General features: G+C 43.0%; 19 protein-coding genes. 9 read left to right on the top strand and 10 right to left on the bottom strand.

The window, feature by feature from the left end; genetic code table 11:
- Positions 1-92: 92 nt before the first annotated feature.
- From IGJ44_RS00300 to IGJ44_RS00275, 6 genes are all read right to left on the bottom strand, one after another.
- Positions 93-1,100 (bottom strand): LacI family DNA-binding transcriptional regulator, encoded by a 1,008-nt coding sequence (locus IGJ44_RS00300; protein ID WP_074535575.1) that lies wholly within the window; start codon positions 1,098-1,100, stop codon positions 93-95.
- Between the two features lie 117 nt (positions 1,101-1,217).
- Complete coding sequence (pulA, locus tag IGJ44_RS00295; protein ID WP_074535574.1) at positions 1,218-3,239, bottom strand: type I pullulanase; 2,022 nt, start codon at positions 3,237-3,239, stop codon at positions 1,218-1,220.
- Positions 3,240-3,279: 40 nt separating this feature from the next.
- Positions 3,280-3,918 (bottom strand): DUF624 domain-containing protein, encoded by a 639-nt coding sequence (locus IGJ44_RS00290; protein ID WP_074535573.1) that lies wholly within the window; start codon positions 3,916-3,918, stop codon positions 3,280-3,282.
- Positions 3,919-3,924: 6 nt separating this feature from the next.
- Positions 3,925-4,812, bottom strand: a complete 888-nt coding sequence (locus tag IGJ44_RS00285) for a carbohydrate ABC transporter permease (protein ID WP_015508704.1) — start codon at positions 4,810-4,812, stop codon at positions 3,925-3,927.
- Between the two features lie 16 nt (positions 4,813-4,828).
- A complete protein-coding gene (locus tag IGJ44_RS00280; RefSeq protein ID WP_005232878.1) occupies positions 4,829-5,761 on the bottom strand; it encodes an ABC transporter permease in 933 nt (310 codons plus the stop codon).
- A gap of 148 nt (positions 5,762-5,909) precedes the next feature.
- Positions 5,910-7,580: an extracellular solute-binding protein gene (locus tag IGJ44_RS00275; protein ID WP_074535571.1), complete on the bottom strand. Its 1,671-nt coding sequence runs from the start codon at positions 7,578-7,580 to the stop codon at positions 5,910-5,912.
- A 204-nt stretch (positions 7,581-7,784) separates the two neighbouring features.
- On the opposite strand from IGJ44_RS00275, the gene IGJ44_RS00270 reads away from it, so the two are divergent.
- Positions 7,785-9,290: a response regulator transcription factor gene (locus IGJ44_RS00270; protein WP_074535569.1), complete on the top strand. Its 1,506-nt coding sequence runs from the start codon at positions 7,785-7,787 to the stop codon at positions 9,288-9,290.
- Positions 9,284-10,999, top strand: a complete 1,716-nt coding sequence (locus tag IGJ44_RS00265) for a sensor histidine kinase (protein ID WP_015508701.1) — start codon at positions 9,284-9,286, stop codon at positions 10,997-10,999. Before IGJ44_RS00270 ends, IGJ44_RS00265 begins: the two co-directional genes overlap by 7 nt.
- A 63-nt stretch (positions 11,000-11,062) precedes the next feature.
- Here the strand turns inward: IGJ44_RS00265 and IGJ44_RS00260 are convergent, their stop codons facing one another.
- Positions 11,063-11,677, bottom strand: a complete 615-nt coding sequence (locus IGJ44_RS00260) for a TetR/AcrR family transcriptional regulator (RefSeq protein WP_430606009.1) — start codon at positions 11,675-11,677, stop codon at positions 11,063-11,065.
- Between the two features lie 312 nt (positions 11,678-11,989).
- On the opposite strand from IGJ44_RS00260, the gene IGJ44_RS00255 reads away from it, so the two are divergent.
- Genes IGJ44_RS00255 through IGJ44_RS00245 form a run of 3 tightly spaced genes read left to right on the top strand, consistent with a single transcriptional unit; the run spans position 11,990 to position 13,054 of the window.
- Positions 11,990-12,316: a PadR family transcriptional regulator gene (locus IGJ44_RS00255; protein WP_005226473.1), complete on the top strand. Its 327-nt coding sequence runs from the start codon at positions 11,990-11,992 to the stop codon at positions 12,314-12,316.
- Positions 12,303-12,893, top strand: coding sequence for a DUF1700 domain-containing protein (locus IGJ44_RS00250; protein ID WP_074535567.1), 591 nt, complete (start codon positions 12,303-12,305; stop codon positions 12,891-12,893). The genes IGJ44_RS00255 and IGJ44_RS00250 overlap by 14 nt, the downstream gene beginning before the upstream one ends.
- Positions 12,890-13,054 carry a hypothetical protein gene (locus IGJ44_RS00245; RefSeq protein WP_005226470.1) on the top strand — a complete coding sequence of 55 codons (165 nt, stop codon included), beginning with the start codon at positions 12,890-12,892 and terminating at the stop codon, positions 13,052-13,054. Before IGJ44_RS00250 ends, IGJ44_RS00245 begins: the two co-directional genes overlap by 4 nt.
- A 292-nt stretch (positions 13,055-13,346) precedes the next feature.
- Here the strand turns inward: IGJ44_RS00245 and IGJ44_RS00240 are convergent, their stop codons facing one another.
- Entirely contained in the window at positions 13,347-13,832 is a 486-nt protein-coding gene (locus tag IGJ44_RS00240; protein WP_005226468.1) for a hypothetical protein, read from the bottom strand.
- A 258-nt stretch (positions 13,833-14,090) separates the two neighbouring features.
- Between IGJ44_RS00240 and IGJ44_RS00235 the strand changes: the two genes are divergently transcribed.
- A complete protein-coding gene (locus tag IGJ44_RS00235) occupies positions 14,091-15,464 on the top strand; it encodes an MFS transporter (protein ID WP_074535566.1) in 1,374 nt (457 codons plus the stop codon).
- Positions 15,465-15,584: 120 nt separating this feature from the next.
- Here the strand turns inward: IGJ44_RS00235 and treP are convergent, their stop codons facing one another.
- Entirely contained in the window at positions 15,585-17,564 is a 1,980-nt protein-coding gene (treP, locus tag IGJ44_RS00230; protein WP_074535565.1) for a PTS system trehalose-specific EIIBC component, read from the bottom strand.
- 336 nt (positions 17,565-17,900) lie between these two features.
- Here treP and IGJ44_RS00225 point away from each other — a divergent pair, with 336 nt between their 5' ends.
- The 3 genes from IGJ44_RS00225 to treR are packed head-to-tail and all read left to right on the top strand — an operon-like array spanning position 17,901 to position 21,964.
- On the top strand, positions 17,901-20,528 hold the full coding sequence (locus tag IGJ44_RS00225) for a glycoside hydrolase family 65 protein (protein ID WP_074535564.1): 2,628 nt from the start codon (positions 17,901-17,903) through the stop codon (positions 20,526-20,528).
- Positions 20,529-20,542: 14 nt separating this feature from the next.
- Positions 20,543-21,193 carry a beta-phosphoglucomutase gene (gene pgmB / locus IGJ44_RS00220; protein WP_005232889.1) on the top strand — a complete coding sequence of 217 codons (651 nt, stop codon included), beginning with the start codon at positions 20,543-20,545 and terminating at the stop codon, positions 21,191-21,193.
- 54 nt (positions 21,194-21,247) lie between these two features.
- Entirely contained in the window at positions 21,248-21,964 is a 717-nt protein-coding gene (gene treR / locus IGJ44_RS00215; RefSeq protein WP_005226457.1) for a trehalose operon repressor, read from the top strand.
- Positions 21,965-22,263: 299 nt separating this feature from the next.
- On the opposite strand, the gene rny is transcribed toward treR, so the two are convergent.
- Positions 22,264-23,838, bottom strand: a complete 1,575-nt coding sequence (rny, locus tag IGJ44_RS00210) for a ribonuclease Y (RefSeq protein WP_005232891.1) — start codon at positions 23,836-23,838, stop codon at positions 22,264-22,266.
- Between the last annotated feature and the right edge of the window lie 141 nt (positions 23,839-23,979).

Genomic DNA, 23,979 nt, shown 5'->3' with positions numbered 1-23,979 from the left:
TTGCAATAGTTTTAGATAAATATTTTTGTTAAATAACTAAAAAAAGGACAAAACGCTTGCTAAACGTTTTGTCCTTCTTCTTATTTTTTTTCTTAATTGATGCTTTCGCGTTCGACGATCGTCGTGGCGACCAGCATTTTCAGATGGTTTTCATCTTCACTCGTGATTTTCTCGATCAAGCGTCGCACGGCTTGGCGACCAAGGTACACTTTATCTACTTTGACGGTGGTCAGTGGTGGGTTGCAAAATTCCGCCAAAGGAATATCATCGAACCCAACAATGGTCAACGGATGATCGGGAAACACTTCGCGAATGGCTTTCATGGCACCGATGGCGATATTGTCATTGACCGCAAAAAAAGCGCTTGGCAACGGTCGCTGATCGGCACGCAAGGATTCCAAATAGACCTTCATGTCTTGATAGGAGCCTTCCAAGGTGGGTTCTACTAAGGCTTCCGTCTCTTCATAATGGATCAGATCATGCTCTTGGATCGCTTGGATGAACCCTTGCTTGCGTTCACGGAAGTTGTTGATTTGAAAGGTTGAATTGATGATGCCAATGTCTCGGTGGCCTTTTTCGATCATCTTTTCAACGATCTCATAGGCACTGTCACGATTATTGATGGCGACAAAATCAAAGTCCTGCGAATTAAACACCGTATCTAAAATCACTAACGGTACTTCCAAATGGCGAAAGACTGCTAAATCTTGTTTTTCCAATTCCGTTCCTAACAATAGCAAACCATCTGCTAATTCTGGACGGATCTTTTCGATCGGGTCTTCCTCTGGCGCCAATGTGATATGGGAAATGACCAGTTCATAGCCTAACGTACTGCACTCCATTTCGATTCCTCGGATCAATTCAGAAAAGAAAGGCGTATCCCCTACGACATTTCCTTGCTTGTTCATTACGACAAATTTGATTTTTTGGCTTTCCGTTTTTTTAATTTCTCGCTGATCAAAATACCCCATCTCACGAGCGATCTTCAAGATCGCTTGCCGTTTTTGTTCACTGATCCCCTTACGATTGTTGATCGCATTAGAGACTGTTCCGCTGGAAACGCCAGCTTTTCGGGCAATATCAGAGATCACAACTTTCATTTGCTCACCGCTTTCTGCTTCTCATTCTGTTAAAAGTATAGCAAAAGAATTGTTTTTTTACTACCAAAAAAGCTAAAACAAACTAAAATTTTTAGTTTGTTTTAGCTTCTACTTTAATTAGTTACTTTGTTCCGCCAAAATGCAGAAGGACAATGGGGCGATGGTTATCCTTGACGCTGCTACGCCGCGAGAAGCGATCCCAGCTCCTTTGGGGTCAGCAACGAGGTGCCAAGAAGTATTTTCTGTTGCCGTCGGTAAGTCAAAGGACCAGCTTTCTTCCGTGCTGTTGAGTAAAACGAACAAGGAACGCCATGGATGCTGTTCGTCACGATTGGGTACTTGATACGCCAAGCGATTTTCATCCTTTGTCTCATAAAAGACCATGCTTCCAGCCGTTTGGGTCGTGGCATCTCTCAATGGTGCATAGGACTGCCGCAATGCCCACAAGCCCCGATACAGCTCGCGCAATTCTTTGAAGGTTTTGGCACGTGCCCAATCCAGCTGATTGACTGCCAGTGGCGAACGGAAGGAATTTTCATCGCCTTCTTTGGTACGGCCAAATTCTTCCCCAGCTTGGGTCAGCACGGCTCCTTGGCTAGTAAACAAAATGGCTGCTGCTAGTTTGTTACGAGCTAAAAGCTCAGGATCAAAATCATAATTTCTTTCCTTCGCTGAAGCCTGCATGGTTGCCACCAGTTTGTCCCATAAGGTCAAATTATCATGGACTGACGCATAGGCGATCACTTGACGGGGCGATTTTGCCCAGTGCTCGGCGCCTTCTTGCCCAGCAACTTTCGTATTTCCTTGAATCGCCGTTGCCAAATTTGCTGCATAAAAGGTTTGCTTGACTTGCGGTTGACCATTCATTCCTTGAATAAACGCGCCGTCTGTTTCTTCAAAGACATCGCCTTTGATACTGTCTCTTAAATCATTGCTAAAAACCGCAACGCCTTCTGACAGTGCCCAAACATTGCTTTTATTCGCTGGGATATTCGGCTGAATAATTTGATTGCTACCGGCATCCCATGGCTCGCCATATAAAATCACATGGCTGAAGCCGGCAGCATCTAGGCGTTGCCGCAATTGGTTCATGGTTTCCACATCGATCAAGCCCATCAAATCAAAACGAAAGCCGTCGATTTTGTATTCTTGCGCCCAATATAAAACTGAATCAATGATAAATTTGCGCATCATTTTCCGTTCAGAAGCCACTTCATTGCCGCAAGCAGAACCGTCCGCAAAATTCCCCACATCATCTTGGCGATAGTAATAATCAGGCACCGTCAAATTAAACCATGATTCTTCTGTGATCGCAGTGTGATTGAAGACCACATCCATCACAACGCCGATGGCTTCTTCATGCAGCGATTGGATCATTTGCTTGCATTCACGAATCCGCGCCTTGGGATCACTAGGATCAGAAGCGTATCGTCCTTCAGGGACATTGTAATTCTTTGGATCATAGCCCCAGTTGTAGGCAGAAGAAGTTTCATCATTGTCAAAATCGAAGATCGGCAGCAGATGAACATAATTGATCCCCAACTCTTTTAAATAGGCCATGCCAGTTGGTTGACTTTCATCTCCCACCAGATGGGTCTTTTTTTCAGTGAAGGCTAAATATTTTCCGCGATTTTCTGGCGAAATCCCGCTGTTTTCGGCGCCGCTGAAATCTTCGACATGCAATTCCCAAATATAGGCATCGGTGATCGATTGCTGACCGACGCCGTGAGTCTCCTGCCAGCCTTCAGGATCTGTTTCCTTTAAATCAATGATGGCCCCACGGTTTCCGTTGATCCCTACTGCCTTGGCATAAAGATCCACCGCTTCGACTTTTTGACCGTCTCGTTGAAACTCAAAGGTATAAAACAGCTCCTTGACGTTTTCTTCCGTCGTGACTTGCCAACAGTTGTCTTCTTGGACCATTGGCAGCGTCAGCAGGCGATCATCAGCCCCAGCGACACCGCTTTGATAAATCAATACTGAAACGGCCTCTGCTTCTGGTGACCAGCATTTGAACGTGGTTTGCTGTCCTTGAAAAGTCACACCAAGATCATTCCCGTGGTACGTATGTTCTTCTAAAAAACCGATCCTGCGATCGATCGCAATCTTTTTTTCTCCATACTGCGTGTTTTGTCCCATCAAAATTCCTCCATTCAACGTTGCTAACTATAAAACCCAGTTACTTTTCTGCTATTTCTACCTTCTCATATTTCTTGAAAATTGCCAACAATAACTGACAGCGTACATACAAAAAACAGCTAAGACCAAAAAAGCAGGCAATGTACATGCTGAAAACCAGCGCATAGGGTGAAAGAAGCATGATGACAATAGGGGCTGCAGTCAGAAGATGAAGACTAAGTATTTTAAAAGGGTGCTTTGCGGCGACTTTGATGCTGTTCAAAAGGATCGTTTTGATTTCGCTATCGTAACGTGCGAGTAAGAAAAACGAAACTTGGAAAAACTGAAGCCACATGAACGTACAAATTACTAAGCCTACGGTAAAAAGATCAGGAGTCCCTTTTAGTTGGAAATAATACAACCAATCAGCAGTCAAAAGCCACAAAGAAAAAAGTAGACTAAGCCAGATGAGAGTGCTCTTTCGAAAGCTTTGGCAAAAGACCGACCAAAACTGCTGAACAACAGTCGGTGCTTTTCCTTCTATCAGATCAGTCGCCACTTTAGAACCCGCAGTGATGGCTGCGCCGATCGTGAAGAGCGGCAAACTAAAAAACAAGAGCAGTACATTCAATAGGAGCAACTGGCTGAATTTCCAAGCGATTCGTGCGAAGAAGTTTTCTGAATGAAAAAAGTGTATCATGTGGGTTTACTCCTTTACTGATCCGACAACGATTCCTTGAACGAAATATTTTTGTAGAAGCGGATAAATAATCAATAACGGCACCACTGCCACCACGATCTTCGCTGCATTCAAGTTTCGATCAGAGACCGCTAGTAGACTTTGTAGCTGCTCGGAAGTCAAATTTCCGGCTTGTTGCATTGTTTCAGCAATGTTGACTGATAGTGTTTGGATATAGGTCATTAAAGGATAGTTTTCAGTCTTGGTCATATAGATCAGTCCACTGAAAAAATCATTCCAACTGCCGACAATACTGAATAGAGAAACTGTTGCCAAACAAGGCAATGACATTGGGATATAGATTCGTCCCAAAATCTGCAGTGGGTTGGCACCATCGATCCGAGCAGATTCTTCCAATGATTTGGGGATTCCCCGAAAGAAATTCATCACCAAGATCACACTGCCGATAGGGACTGCACTAGGTAAAATCAGGGACCAAATCGTATTCAATAACCCTAGATTGCGAACGACTAAATACGTTGGGATCATGCCGCCGCTGAAGAGCATAGCAAAAACCATCACGCCCATGAATAATTTTCTCGTTCGAAATACTTTTTTTGATTTAGACAGCGGGTAAGCCATCGTTACGATCATCAAGAGGTTCAACAGCAGCGAAACGATCACACGAATGACCGAGATCCCAAAGGAACGCCAAAATTGCTGATCGCTCATGATGCGCTCATAAGCTGCTAAGGTCAGATCCACTGGCCATAGCCCCACAGCATTTGCCGCGACCGCACTGCTGCTGCTTAAAGAAAGTGCCACGACATTCAACATCGGTACTAAACAAGAAAGAGCTAAAACAATGACGATCAAATAAATTACTGCATGCCGTATACTAAATTTTTCTTTCATCTCTTTTTTCCTTTCCTTAAAACATCACTCTGTCAGTCTTCTTCTCCGCAATTTTGTTGGAAGACCAAATCAAGAATAGACCGATCACCGATTTAACCAGACCAACGGCAGTCCCTAAGCTGTAGTCTCTACCGATCAGACCGATTCGGTAGACATAGGTATCGATAATATCACCGCTTTGATACACAACCGGAGAATACAGGTTATAAATTTGGTCGAAGCCGGCATTTAAGATATTAGGCAGCGACAAAATCGTCATCAGCAAAATAAAAGGCATCATCCCAGGCAGGGTTACGTGCCAGACTTTTTTTGACCAAGAAGCACCATCCATCGTGGCTGCTTCATATAACCCTGGATCAATCGAGGTAATGGCAGCAAGGTACACGATCGAACTGTAACCGAAACTTTTCCAAACATCGGTCCCGATCAGCAAACGCGGAAACAACTGATTACTACCCAAAAAGTTTAATGGTTCTACACCAAAGTTTTGTAAAATCTGATTCACCGTTCCATCAAGGCTGAATAAATTGACCACTACTGAAGCCAGTATGACCCATGAAAGAAAATGGGGCAAATAAACGATGGTCTGAATGGAACGTTTCATCCACTTTACACGTACTTCATTTAATAGAATCGCAAAAAGAATCGGTACGATCGTATTAAAGATAATTTTCCAAAAAGCGATAAAAATCGTGTTTTTAGTCACTAAGAAAATATCCGGTAAACTGAACAAATAGCGAAAGTGCTCGAATCCCACAAATTCAGAACCTAATACACCTTTCGCTGGCACATAATCTTGAAATGCCATCAACAACCCAAACATAGGACCATAAGAAAAAATTAAAATAAAAATGATGCCTGGTAAAATCATGCCTAAAAAGAAAAGCTGGTCTCGAGAAAACCACTTTTTCTTTTCTTTTTTGCTTTCTTTTTCAACAGAAAGTTCCATTTACTTACTCCTCCATAAATTTTTTGCCTCACCAGCCGCTTGATGAAAAAATTCGAACAAAGAAAAGGCACCTGCAGTCGATTTCCCTGCATACAATCTTGCTTTTCTTTGTTCGAAAGACGAGTGTCAGAACCGCTGGAGTGGCCGCTTAATTATCTGCTCGCTGATCTACTACTTCTTGCATTTCTTCAAGTATGGCTGTCCCACCTTGGCTATTCCAGGTTTCAACATAGTTATCGAAGTTTTCCAGAGGTTCTTCTCCAGTGATAAACTTAATGAAGGTCTCTTCCTCCAGTTTCCCTACTTGTGCGCCGTTTCGTTCATTGGCTTTGATCGAATCAAAACGCGGTGGTTTCACTTCATTCAAACGTCCTTGCTCTCTGATACCGCCCATCACATTATTGACGGCTAAATAGCGGGAAGCATAGCGGGTCCAGTCCACCGGATCGGTTTCTTCAGGGCTATCCAGATATTGCTTGATTTTTTCGGCGTTTTCTTTGATGAAGAAGTTGGAGATATCATCGATAGATGTTTCGCCAACCGCCGCCTTGGAAGCTTCTACTGCATCATCAATCTCACTATAGGCTTTTAAGAAAACAACATTCCATGGACGAACCGTCCCATCGACATCCACTTTCGCATAGTCATAAATTTCTGGAAACTCGGTTTCAATATCTTCCGAGTTGGCAACTTCACCATAAATCAGATTGATCATCTCCATGATTTTTTCCGGCTCAGAAAAACCTTTGCGCACCACGATGTATTGCCCAGTGCCGCGGTTAGCCACGGCATTGACCTCGCCATCGCCGTTAGCATTTTCAAGGGCATAAGGAACAAATTCAGCATTCGGATCATTTTGTTTAGCTTGTACTAACCCCCAGTCAGGCATGTGCCAAGGACCAAAAGCGATGCCCGTTTCTCCATTAACCATCATGGCATGGATATCGTCATACGTCCGGGTACCAAATTGCGGATCCATGAACCCTTCATCTTGCCATTCCTTCAGCAGCGTTAGTGCTTCTTTCATTTCTGGCGTATTGGATCCATAAAACATCTGTCCATTCTCATCTTGGAGATACGATTTTGGGTAGGCTCCAAACGCATTCATAATGGCTGTCCCTGTATATGCCGTGCCGCCATGATTTGGCGAGGACAACCAGAAGGCCAATGGCAAACCAACCGCTTTTCCGGTGTTGGCTAAATCATTTTCTTGAAAAGCAATCGCTGTTTCCTTCAACTCTTCCAATGTAATTGAGCGATTGCCATCTTTATCCAGTTCAATACCCAGCTCATCTAGCCAGTCCTGGCGCAACCAGACAAGATTGGGCCCGAAGTCATCGCTAGTAGATGGGATCGCCATCAAGCGATCATCAAACGTAGCTGCTTCTAACTGAATCCCATCAAACGAATCATAGATGTCTTTTAGAAAATCGTCGGCATGCTCCTCAAATACTTCGGTCAAGTCTTCCACTAAATCATTGTTAACTAATTCTTCCAATTCATCTCTTGATCCGACGATCATTGTATCCGGTAGTTCCCCTGAAGCGATCGCTAGCGATACTTGCCGATCGTAATCTTCCCCGTGGGCTTCAAAGGCACTCTCCAGTTCGATGCCCAAACGTTCTTGAATCAATCGAGTATACGCGTTGTTGCTGTAAGAGTCCCCCTCCGGCAGTTTTGAGTTCGGTGCGGTTTGGCGTCCGATCGTAATCACGGTATCCCCATTTTCATTGGTCTTTGCTTCTTCTGAACTGCATCCTGTCATAATAAGTGCTGAAGCCATGGCTGTTAAAATTGCTGTTCCCCGCCTGAATTTCATTGTTTTCCTCCTCAAACTTTTTTGATATCCTTATTATACGCAATCGCTTCCATAGAAAATATAGCACTTTTTTCAGATTTATAGCACGATTTCCAGAAAATAAAACGTTTACAAATTTGTTCTGTTGCTTTTTTTGTTTATCGCTTACTATAGAAAGAAGAAGCGACTGTGTAATTTTCTCTATACGAAAGGACGGCGAAAACCATGTACCGACTGCTGATTGCTGATGACAGCTACGATCAAAGAGAAGTGATCAAATACTTCTTGAGTCAGCATGAAAAAGAATGGCTGATCGAAGAAGCCAAAAATGGCCGCGAAGCCTGGCAACTTTTTCAGAAACAGCCCTTTGACTTGATAATTACCGACGTAAAGATGCCCTTTATGGATGGACATGCCCTCGTAGCGAGAATCAAAGAAGCAGCTCCTGAAATTCCTGTGATGTTTATCAGCGGCTTTGAAGATTTTCATTATGTAAAAAAAGCCATACAGTTACAAGCGGTTGACTACCTCTTAAAACCAATCGACCCTGATGATTTTTATGAACAAATAAATAAAATCATTCTTTTTATTGATCAACAAAAGCAGCGCTCTTACACAAAAACAATCGCACAAACCCATTATTTGAAAGAGATTTTGAGTAAACTTTTTTATGGCTATCCTTGGCATTCACTGCCGAAGGAAGAGCAATCGGTTGCACAAGATTTTTTTAAGACTCATCCCTCTTTTTTTCTCGTTACTTGGCCGCTGGATTCTTGGAATGCGCCGGATTTCGTCCCTTCACTGTCTGCTGCATTTCCTGAAATGTTCAGTTTGTTTTTAGCTCCAGCACAACTGCTCTTTTTTAACGAACCTTTGCCAAAAAGGGAAATCGAGGAGCGAAAAAACAACTTGACTACCTATTTTTCCGAGCAGTTTCAGCAAAAAATAACACTTTTTGACAGCGGACCAGTTCCCCATCATTCCGGGGTGTACGGCACCTATCATGACTTACTGAAGACCAGTCAGCGGTCTTTTTATCAGCAAAACAAAGGGAAAATCTGCCAGCTGCTTCCGGGAGATCACTACATCGTCAAGAAAGCTCTTTTTGAAAAAACCGTTTCGTATGTGAATCAATATGAAAGTAAAAAAGCACACGCGCTTGTGAAAACAGTTTTCGACTGCTTTGAAACAAATGGACGTGAGGAACCAACCAATACCAAATTTTATTTTGCGACCTTTTATCAAACCATCATCGATCAGTGCACGATCGCCTTTGAAGCGGAGCATGGCGCTAATCAGATCGGAAAAATACTGGAAGCGTCAAGTCTACAATTAATTGCGGATATTTTTGATGCCCTCTTCCGTTATATCCATGATGCACTGCTTCAAATCAACGGGAGTCAGTCAAATGACTATGTGCGCCAAGTAAAATCCTATATATTCGCTCATTTTCACCAAGAGTTGAGCTTGGAGCGCTTAGCAAAGGAAGTCAATATCAATCCTAACTACCTAAGCGAATTATTCAGTACTTCTGAAGGCATGGGTATCACCAAATACATCAAGTCTTACCGTATCAAACAGGCTCAGAAGCGTTTAAAGAACTCGAACTGCAGCATTCGAACTATCTCCAAACAAGTTGGCTTTAATCATTATTCCTATTTTTGCAAAACGTTCCGAGAAATTGTCGGAATGACGCCGGATGCCTATAGAAAGAGAGGTCCCTCTTGTTAAGAAAAGTCCACGATTGTTTTAAAAATTTTCGTTTTCAAAAAAAGATCGCCCTTATTTCGATTCTTTCAAGCATTGTTCCTCTGATCGTTTTGACCTTTGTCGGGGTATCTATCATCCGAGCCTTTATCCAACAGCAGGAAAAAAGTGCTTACTCCGATAATCTCAAAAGTATCAGCTATCAGTTAGAAAGCAAGATCCATACCTATCGGGACAGCCTGCTTTTCTTAGCCAACAATACCGCCTTGACGCAAGAACTTTCTAGTCAACGCTTCTCAAACTTTGATCAATACAATCTCTTTCAAAATACGATCGTGCCTTTGTTTCACAGTGTTCGTTTTCCGCAAGCAGATATTAAAGGCATCACGCTATACACCACGATCGATCTTTATGATCATGGGCAATACGTCAAAAAAATCACGGCTGATACAGCACTGCCTTTTCTAAAAGAAAAACCCTCGACTGAAATTCGCACGTATTTTGACAAAGAACGGGAGGAACTTTCTTTTTATACCAACCTTTTTTTAAAAGGCCATACCGCAGATTCCCTAAACTACATCGTTTTGACCATCGATCGAGCAGCATTGTTCACGAATCTTGATGCAGTCACTGAGGAACCATACGATTTGACGATCCAGTCAGAGACCGGGCAGACGCTTTACCGCATTGATTATTTGACGAAGCAGCAGCGTACTCAAAAACAGTGGTTGGTTGGAAGCGCAGTTATTGAAGAAGCCCCTGTATTGCTGGATAATCATTGGCAAATCGTTTTTGTTAAAACCGCACAGTCATTTTTCAGCAGTCTACTGTATCTAGTTGGTGCGGCACTCATTATCTTTGGTTTTGTATTAGTGATATTGGTTTTATCCAGCTGGTGGCTAGCAAAAACAGTGGTACAGCCGATCAATTCTTTGGCCCAGCAAATGGCTTCTTTATCAATGGATCAATTCAAAATCGAGCATAGTTATTCTTCAGAAGATGAAGTTGGACAGTTATACACCAATTTTCAAAAAATGCTAGATAAAATCGCTGAGCTGATCAATGAAGTATATGAAGCCGAACTGAAACAAAAAGAATACGAATTGCGGGCTCTGCAAGCCCAGATCAATCCGCATTTCTTTTATAATTCCTTAGCATTGATCAGCAATACTGCCACACTAAACGGCAACCACGAAATCCGTGAGATGGCTCAGCTGCTGTCTCGATTCTACCGTCTCAGCCTAAACCAAGGATCCAATCGGTTATCCGTCAGCAAAGAACTCGATTTGACGATCACTTATGCTAAAATTCAGCAAAAAATGCATCACCATTCCTTTGACTTAGTCCTCGAAATCGACTCAAATATCGATGAATATCCGATGATCAATCTACTCTTGCAGCCGTTTGTCGAAAATGCCGTCTTTCATGGGCTGGATCATATTGAAGATGACCGCAGAGGTGTATTGACGATCCGCTGCCTCAAAGAAGGCCAATGGCTGCGGTTTGAGATTCAAGACAATGGTCCCGGGATTGATCCTGAACAGCTAAAACAACTGGAGCAACCTTCTGATCAACATTATGGTATCAACAATGTACGCCAGCGGCTAGCACTGTACTATGGCACGCAAGCTTCCTTAGCAATTCAATCAGTAAAAGGTGAAAAAACCACAATTGTTCTACTCATACCGCAAGACTTACCTCCTCAAAAAAAACCGTTAGTGAAGAATGTTTGATCACTAACGGTTTTTTTGTGTCGAAATATTCAGATATTTATTTTAATGCTTGATTTCAAGTACCTATTCTTCTACAGCAAACGCACCAGCCTCTAACAATGCTTGCGGTCCCCGATCACGTGGCGCGCTTTCTGGTTCCTTTAGCATTCGTTCCCAATACTCAATGGTATCTTTCATAAAATCATTCTTGCTGTCACTACACCCTTCACGAATAAACAGCAATACCAACCCACTAAAAAAGATCAAGGCTTCTTCATGATATTTTCTCAGATCGCTTTTATGCGCACATTGAAAAACAGCTGATTCAGCGATTGCTTCTTGAAAATAAGCAAAAGAACGCTCTTTTATGTAAGGACCACAGCCAATATCATTTAAAAAAAGTGCGAAAAAGAGGTTGCGATTGCGGCTGGAAAATACGTAATAGTCCTGCCAAAAGCTGTATAAGGAATCGAGTGTCTCTTCTGACTCTTTTTTTGTTTCGTGAATGTCGCGAAACACATCATCAACCATCGCCTGTTTATAATTTTGCATGTTTGAAAAATTTAAATAGATCGGTTGGGTCGATGTTCGTGCATATTTAGCAATGTCGCGGACAGTGATTGGTCGATAAAGATATTCCACCAGATATTTTTTTAAGCAATTGATCAAATATTTTTTCGTAATCGTTGCTTTTCTCATAATACCCCTTCCTTTCTTGAGGCAATCAGCTCTCGCTAACGCACCTCTACTCTCACTTGATTTCTTCCAGTGAAACACCACCAACATCCAATTTTCTTACTGAAAGTAATCTTTATACTTCTACTTTAACAAAAAAGAGAACGTTAACCTATACTTTCCGCCGATTTTCTTAATTTTATTTTTTATTTTTGACCATTTTCACGAAAAACCTTCCTGTTTTCCTCGGCTAAGTCTTAAGACTGATTTTTTTGATACTACTTGTGGAATGATACTATGTAATGTATAGTATGAGTATGAACAGGAGGAGAGCCTTTGGATGCCCAATTAAAAAAAGGATTATTGGAAATTTGTGTTTTGGCTTATTTGCAGCATGGTGACTCTTATGGCTATGAATTAGTCAAAAACATATCTCCTTTACTGCCAATCTCAGAATCAACGCTCTATCCTATCTTGAAGCGCTTAGAAGCCAGCCGAGCGGTTGAGACTTATAATAAAAGCCATCAAGGACGGACCCGAAAATATTACCGCTTGACCAAAATCGGAAAACAGCGGATCGACGATTTTTTAACCAACGACTGGCCCCAATTGACATTGATCCAGCGATTTATTAAAGGAGGAACATTAGATGAACAGAGTTGATTTTATCAAGGCATTGGCTGCGGAATTATCTGAAAAAGTCAGACCTAGCGAGATTCATCAGCTGATCAACTATTATGACGAGATGATCGAAGATTTGATGGAAGAAGGATACACCGAAGAAGAAGCCGTGGCACGCCTTGGCTCCCCAAAAGAACTGATCCAAGCAGTCACCGAAACGGAAGAGGTCGTAGTAGAGATTCCTCGCCGCTTTCATCCCTTCTTGCTCTTGATTTTAGTACTGGGCTTCCCATTGTGGGGCAGCCTCTTGTTAAGTGCCGCTTTGCTGATCCTAAGCTTTTTAATAATCATCTGGTGTGTGCCTTTCACCACTGGCATGATTGGTGTCACTACGTTTATCGGTGGGATCGCCAGCGTTGTCTTAAGTCCCATGCTGATGGCGGATGGTTTCTATCTCTTTTTAAGTCAGTTAGGCGTGGGGATTTTCTTATTTGGTTTAGGGCTGCTTTGCCTGATCGCCACTTATAGTATGAGCCGACCTTTTTCACGTCTTACCCACTCCCTTGTCATTTGGCCGAAATCATTTGTTCAAAACTATCGAAAGAAGGCAGTCCTATGATCAAAATCAATAAGCGCTTTTTCGTTTTTCTCAGTCTGTTGTTTATTATTCTCGGACTGGTCATCACCTTTATCGGTTTTTCAATGTCAGGCTACTCACCTGATGCCTACCATATTGAGCATCGTCGCTGGTATCAACTCGTTGGTTTCTATACGGAATAACAGACGGAAAATAATTATAAGTTGATTTTTTGGTCAGAAAAACAATCGATTTGCATTAATTTCATGTATCGGTGAAAAAATTGAACTTCTCTTTTTGACGGAACCATATTACTATATAGGTACATCCTGTATCCTATTTCATAGGGTAACCAGAAAAACCCATACCATCCTATGGGTTTTTTTGCTGTCTATAAAAGCAAAAAAACGTGCCGCAAGTCCAGGTATCGCCAAGCCAGCTGTTTTAGCTAACCTTGGCAGAACCTGTCTGCAGTACGTTTTTTCTAATGATCGATTATTCCCCTAGTACTGGCTGTTCTTGCACAGTGCCAATAGGAAACAAGGCGCGAAACACCCGGCGAACGATTGGACCTGCAATGAACAATTGCAACGGCAATGCGACGATCACATTTTTCCCAATGTTGCTTAGCCAATTGACGAACACCGAGTGATCAGGGTTTGGGTGCATCAACGCACCAAAGAGTGACATACAGATCACCATGCCGGCGATCATCAATGAAGAAATCAAACCGATTTTTTTCCAAGTAGCTGATTGATGGTCCAAAAATCGAAACGCCAAACCTTTTGCTGGGCCAGAAACAATGAACCAATCCAAAATAAAGGCGACACAAAGGGCTAATGGTAATTCATTCCACGCCAATTGGAATGCCAATGCCGAAACACCGACTTGAAACATGAGGTTATAAACACTCATAAAATACACCATGAAAATACACATAAGTGTCGTATAGATCAAACTTTCTTTTTTGTTGATGGGCATGTAACAACTTCCTTTCTCTTTTTCGTACTCGACTATTCTAGCAGAAGAAAATTTTTCGTGTAAGCAAAAGATTGAAAACTTTCAAAAAAGTTTTTTGCTATTTTTTTATCCACTTCTCTTGACACTTTCTTATGAAGTCAGTAGAATAGCGATAGATTAAATCGTACAGATAACAAGCGGGTTCGCTTGTCGAGAGAGAGGCGGTTTCTATGAGAATAGAAACGGTCTCTTTTTTTGCGAATTTTTAGAGGTGAGAATATGGAAAACAACAAAAAACTCGTGGGGGCGATCCTCGCAATCGGATTGATGTCATTTGCAGGCGTGCTGATTGAAACAGCCATGAATGTAACGTTTCCGACATTGATCGATCAATTTACGCTTTCAACATCCGATGTTCAATGGGTGACGACCATCTACTTACTGGTCATCTCCATCATTGTCCCAATATCGACCTACCTTTTGAAACGCTTCTCATTGAGAACCTTGTTTCTAGCTGCCAACGCCTTTTTCCTTGTTGGCTTGGTGATCGACTTTTTATCGCCGACGTTTGCCATTTTGCTGATTGGCCGCTTTTTCCAAGGTGCCAGCACAGGGATCGCACTGCCTTTGATGTTCCACATCATTTTGACTTACTCCCCCTTTGAAAAACGGGGAGCGGCAATCGGCTTAGGGAATTTGACCACTTCTATCGCTCCAGCGATCGGACCGACATATGGGGGCTTATTGACCGCCCATTGGTCTTGGAATGCGATCTTTCTTTTCTTGATCCCAGTCTTGCTGATCTCCCTAGTACTCGGCCTTTACTCGATCCCTAAAACGGCTGGGGCAAAAGACACTTCCCTGGATTTACTGAGTGTATTAGGAATCGTCTTGATGTTCAGCGGCTTCTTATTGTTCTTGAATCAAGTAGGCACCTTAGCAAGTCTACTGCCGCTGCTTTTCGGTTTCATTGGTGCTGGCTTGTTTTATCAACGCTCAAAAGGCCCGAACCCTTTGATTCGTTTGGCTGTTTTGAAAAACCGCAGCTTCAGTTTGTTTCTGTTTGGCTTTCTTGTTTGTCAGTTCCTTTTACTGGGCATTTCCTTTGTCTTGCCGAACTTTGTCCAACTCGCCTTGGGAAAAGATGCCTTTACTGCAGGATTAGTTATGCTTCCTGGGGCGGCGATCGGGGCGATCCTTGCGCCGATCTCTGGTCGGTTGCTGGATAAAGTTGGACCGAAAAAACCGATCCTGTCTGGTTTGACGTTGATTGCCATCGGTTGGCTTGCCTTAGCCCTCGTTTTGCGTTCGCCTTTCATTTGGAGCCTAGTTGCTGGACATGTCTTTTACATGATCGGGATCGGCTTAGCCTACAGCAATATGATGACCACCGGCTTAAACAAGCTGACTCCTGCGTTGTACGCGGACGGTAATGCGATCTTTAATACGCTGCAGCAATTTTCTGGTGCAGTGGCGACGGCTGTGGTGGCGACCATTATCAATTTGGCACAAAATGCGGCGACCGATTACACCCAAGGGACGGTCATCGGCTCTCAAATCGCCTTATTCTTTTTGTGGGCCTTAGTCTTACTGACTTTCCTATTAACGATCAACTACTTCCGCAAAAGCACCGACAAAAAAGCCGTCAGCTAACTGCGGCTTTACCCATTGAAAACCAAGAAAAAGCCGCTCTCCCTTGAGGGCGGCCATAAAAAAATCCGCTTCCGATCCCCCTTCTTAGTCAAAGGGCGCTCTCGGAAACGGATTATTTTTTTAGTTTAATTCAGCTGAACCAACCGCTGTTTTGGCTGTCACTGTGCCTGTAGTCGTCAATGAAAGCTGACGCACTTTTTCGGCATTCGTGATGACCGTCAAAACATCTGTCTGTTTGCCAGCTGCGGTCACTGCATCTAGATCCATCACTGCAATCTTCGTTTCTGGTGTGACCGTGTCACCTTCAGCAACAAGGACCTCAAATGGCGCACCTTTTAATTCCACAGTATCTAATCCCATATGAACAAGAACTTCCGCGCCACCAGGCGTTAAAATCCCAATTGCATGCTTCGTTTCAAAAATGCTAGAGATCGTACCTGCAACAGGAGCATAAATCGTTCCATTCGTTGGCTGAACAGCAAAGCCGTCACCCATCATTTTTTGAGAAAAGACAGGATCAGAAACTTCAGTGATGGCAACTACTTTCCCATCAGCTGGAGCATAAAGGGTTTCTTCTGAAACTTGTGCTGCTTCTGGGGCTGCAGTTGTCGGTGCAGCCGTCGTTGGTGCAACAGCCGCTGCTGCAGCTGTATCAGCAGCCAATTGCGGTTCTAATTTATTTAAGAAGGTAACTTTTCTAAAGATGATGGTGCAAACAAACGTGATCGCAATCGTCACCGCCATCGAGATGAAGACCATTGGATAGTTTTCAATTTTAAATGATAAGAAGCCAGGTAGTCCCCCTACACCAATACCTAATGCACGGGTATTCGTTGCAGTGATCAGCATACCACCAAAGGCAGAACCTACCATTGCTGCGACAAATGGGTAAACATATTTCAAATTGATCCCGAACATCGCTGGTTCAGTAACCCCCATGTAAGCAGAAATCGTTGCTGGAACAGAGACTTGTTCTTCTTTTTTATTGCCACGGTGAAGGAACCAAATCGCCAATACTGCCGTACCTTGCGCAATATTTGACAGCATGATCATTGGCCAAAGGTTGGTTGTCCCAAAATCCGCTACTAATTGAGAGTCGATCGCTAGCGTTGTATGATGCAATCCGGTAATAACCAAAGGCGCATACAAGCCACCGAAAATGAAACCAAATAACCAGTTTAATGGTGAGGTCAAGCCAGCATTTACGACCCAAGAAATGCCTGATCCGATTTGCCAACCGATTGGACCTAACACCATGTGGGCTGCTAAAATAGTTGGCAGCAATGAGAACAATGGAACGAAGATCATTGAAACCGCTTCTGGAATCCATTTCCGGAAGAATCTTTCAAGATAAACCAATAAGAAACCTGCCAGCATTGCTGGGATCACTTGTGCTTGATACCCAATTTTATCAATAGTGAAGAACCCGAAGTCCCACGTATAATTTTGAGCAATTTCTGCAGCAGAAGTTGAACTTACTGAATAAGCATTTAATAATTGCGGTGAAACCAATGTAATTCCTAAAACAATCCCTAATATTTGCGTGGTTCCCATCTTACGTGTAATACTCCAAGTAATCCCTACTGGTAGAAAGTGAAAGATCGCTTCACAGGGCAGCCATAAAAAGCCGTTGACACCGTTCCAAAAAGTAGAAGCTTGTGTAATGGTTTGTCCACCTAGGGCTTCTAGCGGTACACCTTCTAAGAAATTTCTCAGCCCTAGCATCAAACCACCGACAATAATCGCTGGTAATAACGGGGTAAAGATCTCAGCTAACGTAGCGATCGCTCGTTGCACGATATTTTGATTGTTTTTTGCAATCGCTTTACTTTGTTCTTTAGAAACACCTTCTATTCCTGATACATCGGTAAAATCATTGTAAAACGTTGAGACATCATTGCCGATAATGACTTGGAATTGTCCCGCATTGGTAAACATTCCTTTGACACTTGGAATTTCTTCAATTGCCTTTTCGTTTGCTTTTGACTGATCGTTCAAAACAAAACGCATCCGTGTCGCGCAATGTGTTACTGCGGCGATATTTTCTTTACCGCCAACATATTCCAGCAGCTTCTCAGCATCATCACGATACTTTCCCATAATTAATAAACCCCTTTCATATCCACTTGTATATATATGTTTTGATTACGCACTAATCATAACTTGATAGTTTTGATATTGCAAGCGTTTCAAACCAATTTTTTTCACTTTTTCTATAAACAATACAAGCAAATAGCAAAGGCACCATATAAAAACCTTGATAAATAAAGGTTTTTTAAAATGTTTCATTAATATAAAATAATATTGCCAATAACTTTATTTACTGTTTATTTGACAAAAAAGAATAAAAAAACAGGCTAGATAAATTGAAATAGCTTACAATTTACGTTATAATCATTTTGCATGTATAGACAAGTTTAAAGGAGGACAACTACTGTGAATACGATTATATTGTCTAAGGAACAATGGCTGTTAACGGATCAAACTGGTACGACCTATCCGTTTTCTGGGACTGACAGTGAACGCGTTGCCGCACTGACCGCGCAGCTTCAGCAAATGGAAGGTGGCGGGATCGTCTCTGACTCGCTGGTGTTTACGAATGAAGAAGGGACTTTTTCACTGGACCAATGGTTGACAGAAAAATTGAATCGTCCCTTTGTTTGCACTACGAAAGAACAGTATGAAGAAAAAAGTGCTGAAATTCCTTGGCGCCTCGAATACTATGGCTACACCCCTGGTAAAGATGAATACTCGGTGGAGTCACTTTTAACCGTCGGTAACGGCTATTTAGGGCTGCGAGGCACAACGCCTGAGATGACCATTTGTGAAGCGAACTATCCAGGGCTGTATTTAGCAAGTCTTTACAATACGGTGGAATCGGATGTTTCTGGTCATTCCATCAGCAATGAAGACTTCGTCAATGCACCGAATCTGCAAAAAATGTACGTAAAGATCGATGATGAAGTGATCGATATCGCCAACAATCAGCTCCTTTCCTTTAAACGGACATTGGATTTGAAGACCGGCTTGTTCCAATCAGTGGCAGAAATTGAAACAAAAAAACAAAAGCGTCTGCGAATCGAAACGAAGAAAATCGCCAATATGCAAGACGTTCACCAATACAGCTTGGTCTATCAGTTTACCCCGCTGAACTTTTCTGGCACCGTTACCTTCGTCAGTGAAGCCGACGGATCGGTCTATAACTATAACGTCGCTCGTTACCGTAGTTTAACCAACCAGCATTTGACCGTGAAAGAGGCAGCAGCTGAACAAAACAAAGCGCATTTAGTGGTCACCACTAACCAATCACAGATTACCGTTGTCCAATCCTCTGAACTGTTTTCACAGGACCTGCCATTGGCTGAGCTGCAAGCTGAAACAAACGACCAGCTCGTCCGTCAGCAAGTAACCCTTGAGGTGACGGAAGGACAAACTTATCGGGTCGAAAAATCAGTCACTGTTGCCGCTTATCGCCAAGAAGAGCCGCAACCGGCATTTACGTTTTCTTCCTTAGCATTACCTGATTTTGCGACGATGTATACCGCCTCAAAACAAGCCTGGGCTGAATTATGGGCAAAAGCGGCCATCGAAGTCACTGGTGACTTGATGTCGCAAAAAATGCTGAATCTGCATACGTATCATCTGCTGGTCTCCGCCGCACCGAATGCTTATCAGGAGTCCTTAGATGCCAGTATCACTGCCCGTGGCCTACATGGTGAAGCCTATCGCGGTCATATTTTCTGGGATGAACTGTTTATCTTACCGTTTTACATTCTACATTTTCCTGACACCGCCAAAGAAATTTTGCTGTATCGCTACCGCCGCTTAGCTGCTGCCAAAAAAGATGCCCAAAAAGCTGGCTACCAAGGCGCCATGTTCCCATGGCAATCAGGATTGGATGGCAGTGAGCAATCCCAAGAACTGCATTTGAACCCTATCAGCGGCGAATGGAAAGAAGATCACAGTCGCTTGCAACGCCATGTCTCCTTAGCGATCGCTTATAACATTTGGCAATACTGGCACAACACGCAAGATCGAGTCTTCATGGAACAATATGGGTTAGAATTGATGTTAGAAGTCGCTCATTTCTGGCAAAGTGCTGCCACCTGGGATGATGCTGCTCAACGTTACTTTATCGATAAAGTCATGGGACCAGATGAATTTCATGAAAGCTACCCAAATAGTGAACAAGGCGGCTTGAAAAACAACGCCTATACCAATATGATGGTAGTATGGTTGTTTGAAGAGATCGAGAACCTTCAACAACAACTTTCCGCAGAGAGCTTCCAAGCGGTATTAGAGAAAACGGCTTTAACCCCTGCAGATATTGCTGCTATGGCAGATATTCGTACCAAGCTGGGCTTAGAGATCGATCCAGAAGGCATCATTGCACAATTTGAAGGGTACTTCCAGCTGGAAGATCTGGATTGGGCTCACTACAAAGAGAAATATGGCAACATCTATCGGATGGACCGCATCTTGAACGCTGAAGGCAAGAGTGCTGACAGCTACAAAGTCGCGAAACAAGCGGATAGTTTGATGATTTTCTACAATTTCTCAAAAGAGCAAGTCAATCAGATTTTGGCGGATCTTTCTTACCAACTGCCAACAGACTATATTGAAAAAAATCTCCATTATTACTTGGCTCGTACCTCCCACGGCTCGACTTTGTCACGCATCGTTCATGCCCAGTTGGCGGCAATGGTAGATGATCAGGAGTTGGCTTGGTCATTATACCAAGAAGCCCTCTCTTCTGATTACCGTGATATCCAAGGCGGGACTACAGCAGAAGGCATTCACGCCGGTGTCATGGCTGCTACGTTGTTTATTCCATTAACCACTTTTGCTGGGATCGATATTCGAGAAGAGCAGCTGCAGATCACACCAAACTTGCCGAAAGCTTGGGACAGCTTAGCCTTTCAGCTAGAAGTTCGCGGCACCCGCTTTGTAATGAATGTTACACATGAAACATTGACGATCACCGCTGATCAGCCAGTCACAATCTTAGTGAATGGGCAACAAGTTTCTCTAGAAGCAAACAAAGAAGCAACGATTACTTACTAAAAGGAGTGTTACACATGAAAAAAGGATTTGTTTTTGATTTAGACGGCGTTATCACGGATACGGCCAAATACCACTACATTGCATGGAAAGAATTAGCTGCGGAGATCGGGATCGAGATCGATTTGAAGTTCAACGAGCAGTTAAAAGGCATCAGCCGCATGGATTCTTTAGAGCGAATCTTAACCCTAGGCAACAAAAATGATGCCTACACAGAAGTCGAAAAAGAAGCGTTAGCGACGAAGAAAAATACCCACTATGTACAATTATTACAAAGCTTGACTCCTGATGATCTATTGCCAGGGGTAAAGACATTCCTTGATGAAGCCAAAGCAAAAAACATTCCTTGTGCGATCGCTTCAGCATCCAAAAATGCGCCGTTTATTTTGGACAAACTTGGGGTCATGCAAGACTTTGATACGATCGTTGACCCAGCAACCTTGAAAAAAGGCAAACCAGATCCAGAAATCTTTATCCAAGCAGCGCTGGCACTAGGCATTGAACCGGCAGAAGCAGTTGGCTTTGAAGATGCTCAAGCAGGGATCGACGGCATCAAAGCTGCTGGTATGTATGCGGTAGGCGTTTATTCAGGAGAAGAATTACACGGTGCAGATGTGATCGTTGAAAAATTAACGGACCTAAACATTGACGAACTTTTGGCGAAATAGTCGATTGCATTTCCAAATTGGCCTCGCTATAATAGCCAAAGAGGGGGCAATCCGATGAACAAGTTCAAAGAAATATTTTTAGATTTAGAACAAAAAATTCTAGCAAACGAATACCCTCCGCATTCTTTGCTGCCTAGCGAAAACCAATTGATCAAAACTTATGGTGTCTCCCGCGAGACTGTCCGTAAGGCATTGAATTTATTGCGGGATGCTGGTTATATCCAAAAGAAACAAGGGAAAGGTTCAATCGTTTTAGACTTGAATCGCTTTGATTTCCCGATTTCTGGCTTGACGAGTTTTCGAGAGCTGCAAGATACCCAACGCATTCCTAGTGAAACAAAGGTTGTCGAGATCCGTAAGATCGCCGTCTCGCCAAAGCTGCACGAGACTACTGGTTGGCCTGTCGCCTCTGAGGCATGGAAACTGATCCGTCAGCGGAGAATCGATGGAGAAGTGGTGATTTTGGATAAAGATTACCTTGATGCTTCTATCATCGAAGAGTTGCCAGAAAACCGAGCGAAAGTATCGATTTTTGATTACTTTGAAAATGACCTTGGCCTTGAGATCGCTTATGCACAAAAAGAAATCACTGTTGACCCCGTCAACAAAGAATTGCGGGATCTAATGGATCTGCGTCCTGAAGATCAGCATGTCGTTACGGTTCGCAGCCTCGTGTATCTAGAAGACACCCGCTGTTTTGAATACACCGAATCGATCCACCGACTGGATAAATTCCGCTTTGTGGACTTCGCCCGTCGGCGCAAGATTTGAAGGACGTATAGACGTGAAAAACATAAAACAGACCCAGACTTCACCGAGAAGTCTGGGTCTGTTTTATCTTTCAATCCCCCCTCTCGAGATGATGCTGGATCGATCCTTCCTCTTTTCGCCTCTGTCGCTAACGATTCATCCTTTTGCTTGCTCGTTTTTCTATTGCCGACGAATAAAAAAGGCACGATCATTTATGGGACTGATGAAATAGTGTTGAATTTGCACAACTCAGCCGTCCTTATTGACAATCAGCCACACAAAAAAAGCAGTATCCTCTGAGAGGATACTGCTTTTGCTTGCTATTTGGCGTAATCCGTTGCGCGGGTCTCGCGAATAACGGTTACCTTGATATGACCTGGGTAATCCAAATCGTCTTCGATCTTCTTGCGGATGTCGCGAACCAATCGTACAGCATCCAAATCAGAAATCTCTTCTGGTTTGACCATTACACGGACTTCACGTCCGGCTTGGACTGCAAAACTGGAATCGACCCCTTTGAAGCCGTTGGCGATATTTTCTAGGTTTTGCAAGCGGCGAATATAATTTTCCAATGATTCGCTGCGGGCACCTGGACGGGCTGCTGACAAGGCATCTGCGGCTGCAACTAAAACAGAGATAACCGATGTTGCTTCAACATCTCCATGGTGAGAAGCGATCGCATTGATCACCACACCATTTTCTTTGTATTTGGCAGCTAACTCAGCCCCGATCTCAACGTGAGAGCCTTCGATTTCATGGTCAAGGGCTTTCCCGATATCATGCAAGAGTCCGGCACGTTTGGCTAACTGGATATCTTCGCCTAATTCTGCGGCAAGAACACCGGTTAGTTTTGCAACTTCGATCGAGTGGTTCAAGACGTTTTGTCCGTAGCTGGTACGGAAACGCAAACGACCTAAAATCTTGATCAAGTCTGGATGAAGGGTGTGGGCGCCGACTTCAAAGGCTGCTTGTTCCCCATATTCACGAATATGCTCATCCATTTCTTTCCGAGATTTTTCGACCATTTCTTCAATTCGAGCTGGATGGATCCGGCCGTCTTGAATCAGTTTTTCAAGGGTCATACGAGCAATTTCACGGCGAATCGGATCAAATCCTGATAAGACGACTGCTTCTGGCGTGTCATCGATGATCAAATCGATCCCTGTCAATGTTTCAAGGGTCCGAATGTTCCGACCTTCTCTTCCGATGATTCGACCTTTCATCTCATCATTTGGTAATGATACGACCGATACCGTGGTTTCAGACACTTGGTCTGCGGCACAACGTTGGATTGCTAAGGACAAGAGATTTTTTGCTTTTCGATCTGCTTCTTCCTTCGCACGCTGTTCAGATTCTTTGACCATGATCGTTAATTCATGGTTCAATTCCTCTTCCGTTGATTTCATGATCAACTCTTTTGCTTCATCTCTAGACAGCGCAGCGATGCGCTCTAATTCTTTCTGTTGTCCATCGATTAAGTTTTCTACTTCTTTTTCTCGCTCGTCAATTAATTGTTGTTTCTCACTAAGTCTGCCTTCTTTATCTTCAAGTGAGCGTTCTCGTTTTTCCAAAGAATCGTCCTTACGATCAAGAACTTGTTCTCTTTGGAGTAAACGATTTTCTTGTGATTTTAAATCAAGTTTGCTTTCTTTCAACTCACTTTCAATCTCTGACCGATACTTCTGATTTTCTTCCTTAGCTTCTAACAATGCTTCTTTTTTAAGAGTTTCTGCTTCTTTCTTAGCGCTTTCGATAATTCCAGCTGCAGAATTTTGGGCGCCGTTGATTTCTTTCTCATGACGAGATTTCGTCACATAAACTCCTAATCCAAGACCGACAATTAAACCGATGATAGCGAGGAGAATGTAAAGTAGTTCCAATGAATCCACCTCCATACTATCTTTTTAAATATTTTGTAATTTTGATTAACAAAGGATAACAAAATTATCAATTCGCTACTTCTTATGTGGAAATCCACATACGTTTATTCTAATGTTTGAACACAAGAGTGTCAACTTTAAATAATAAAGTAAACT

This window comes from Enterococcus sp. DIV1368d (assembly GCF_050542975.1).
In the GTDB taxonomy this organism is placed as follows: domain Bacteria; phylum Bacillota; class Bacilli; order Lactobacillales; family Enterococcaceae; genus Enterococcus_D; species Enterococcus_D casseliflavus.
Note: the sequence above shows the minus strand (reverse complement) of the source record. Positions and strands in the feature narration are given on the sequence as shown.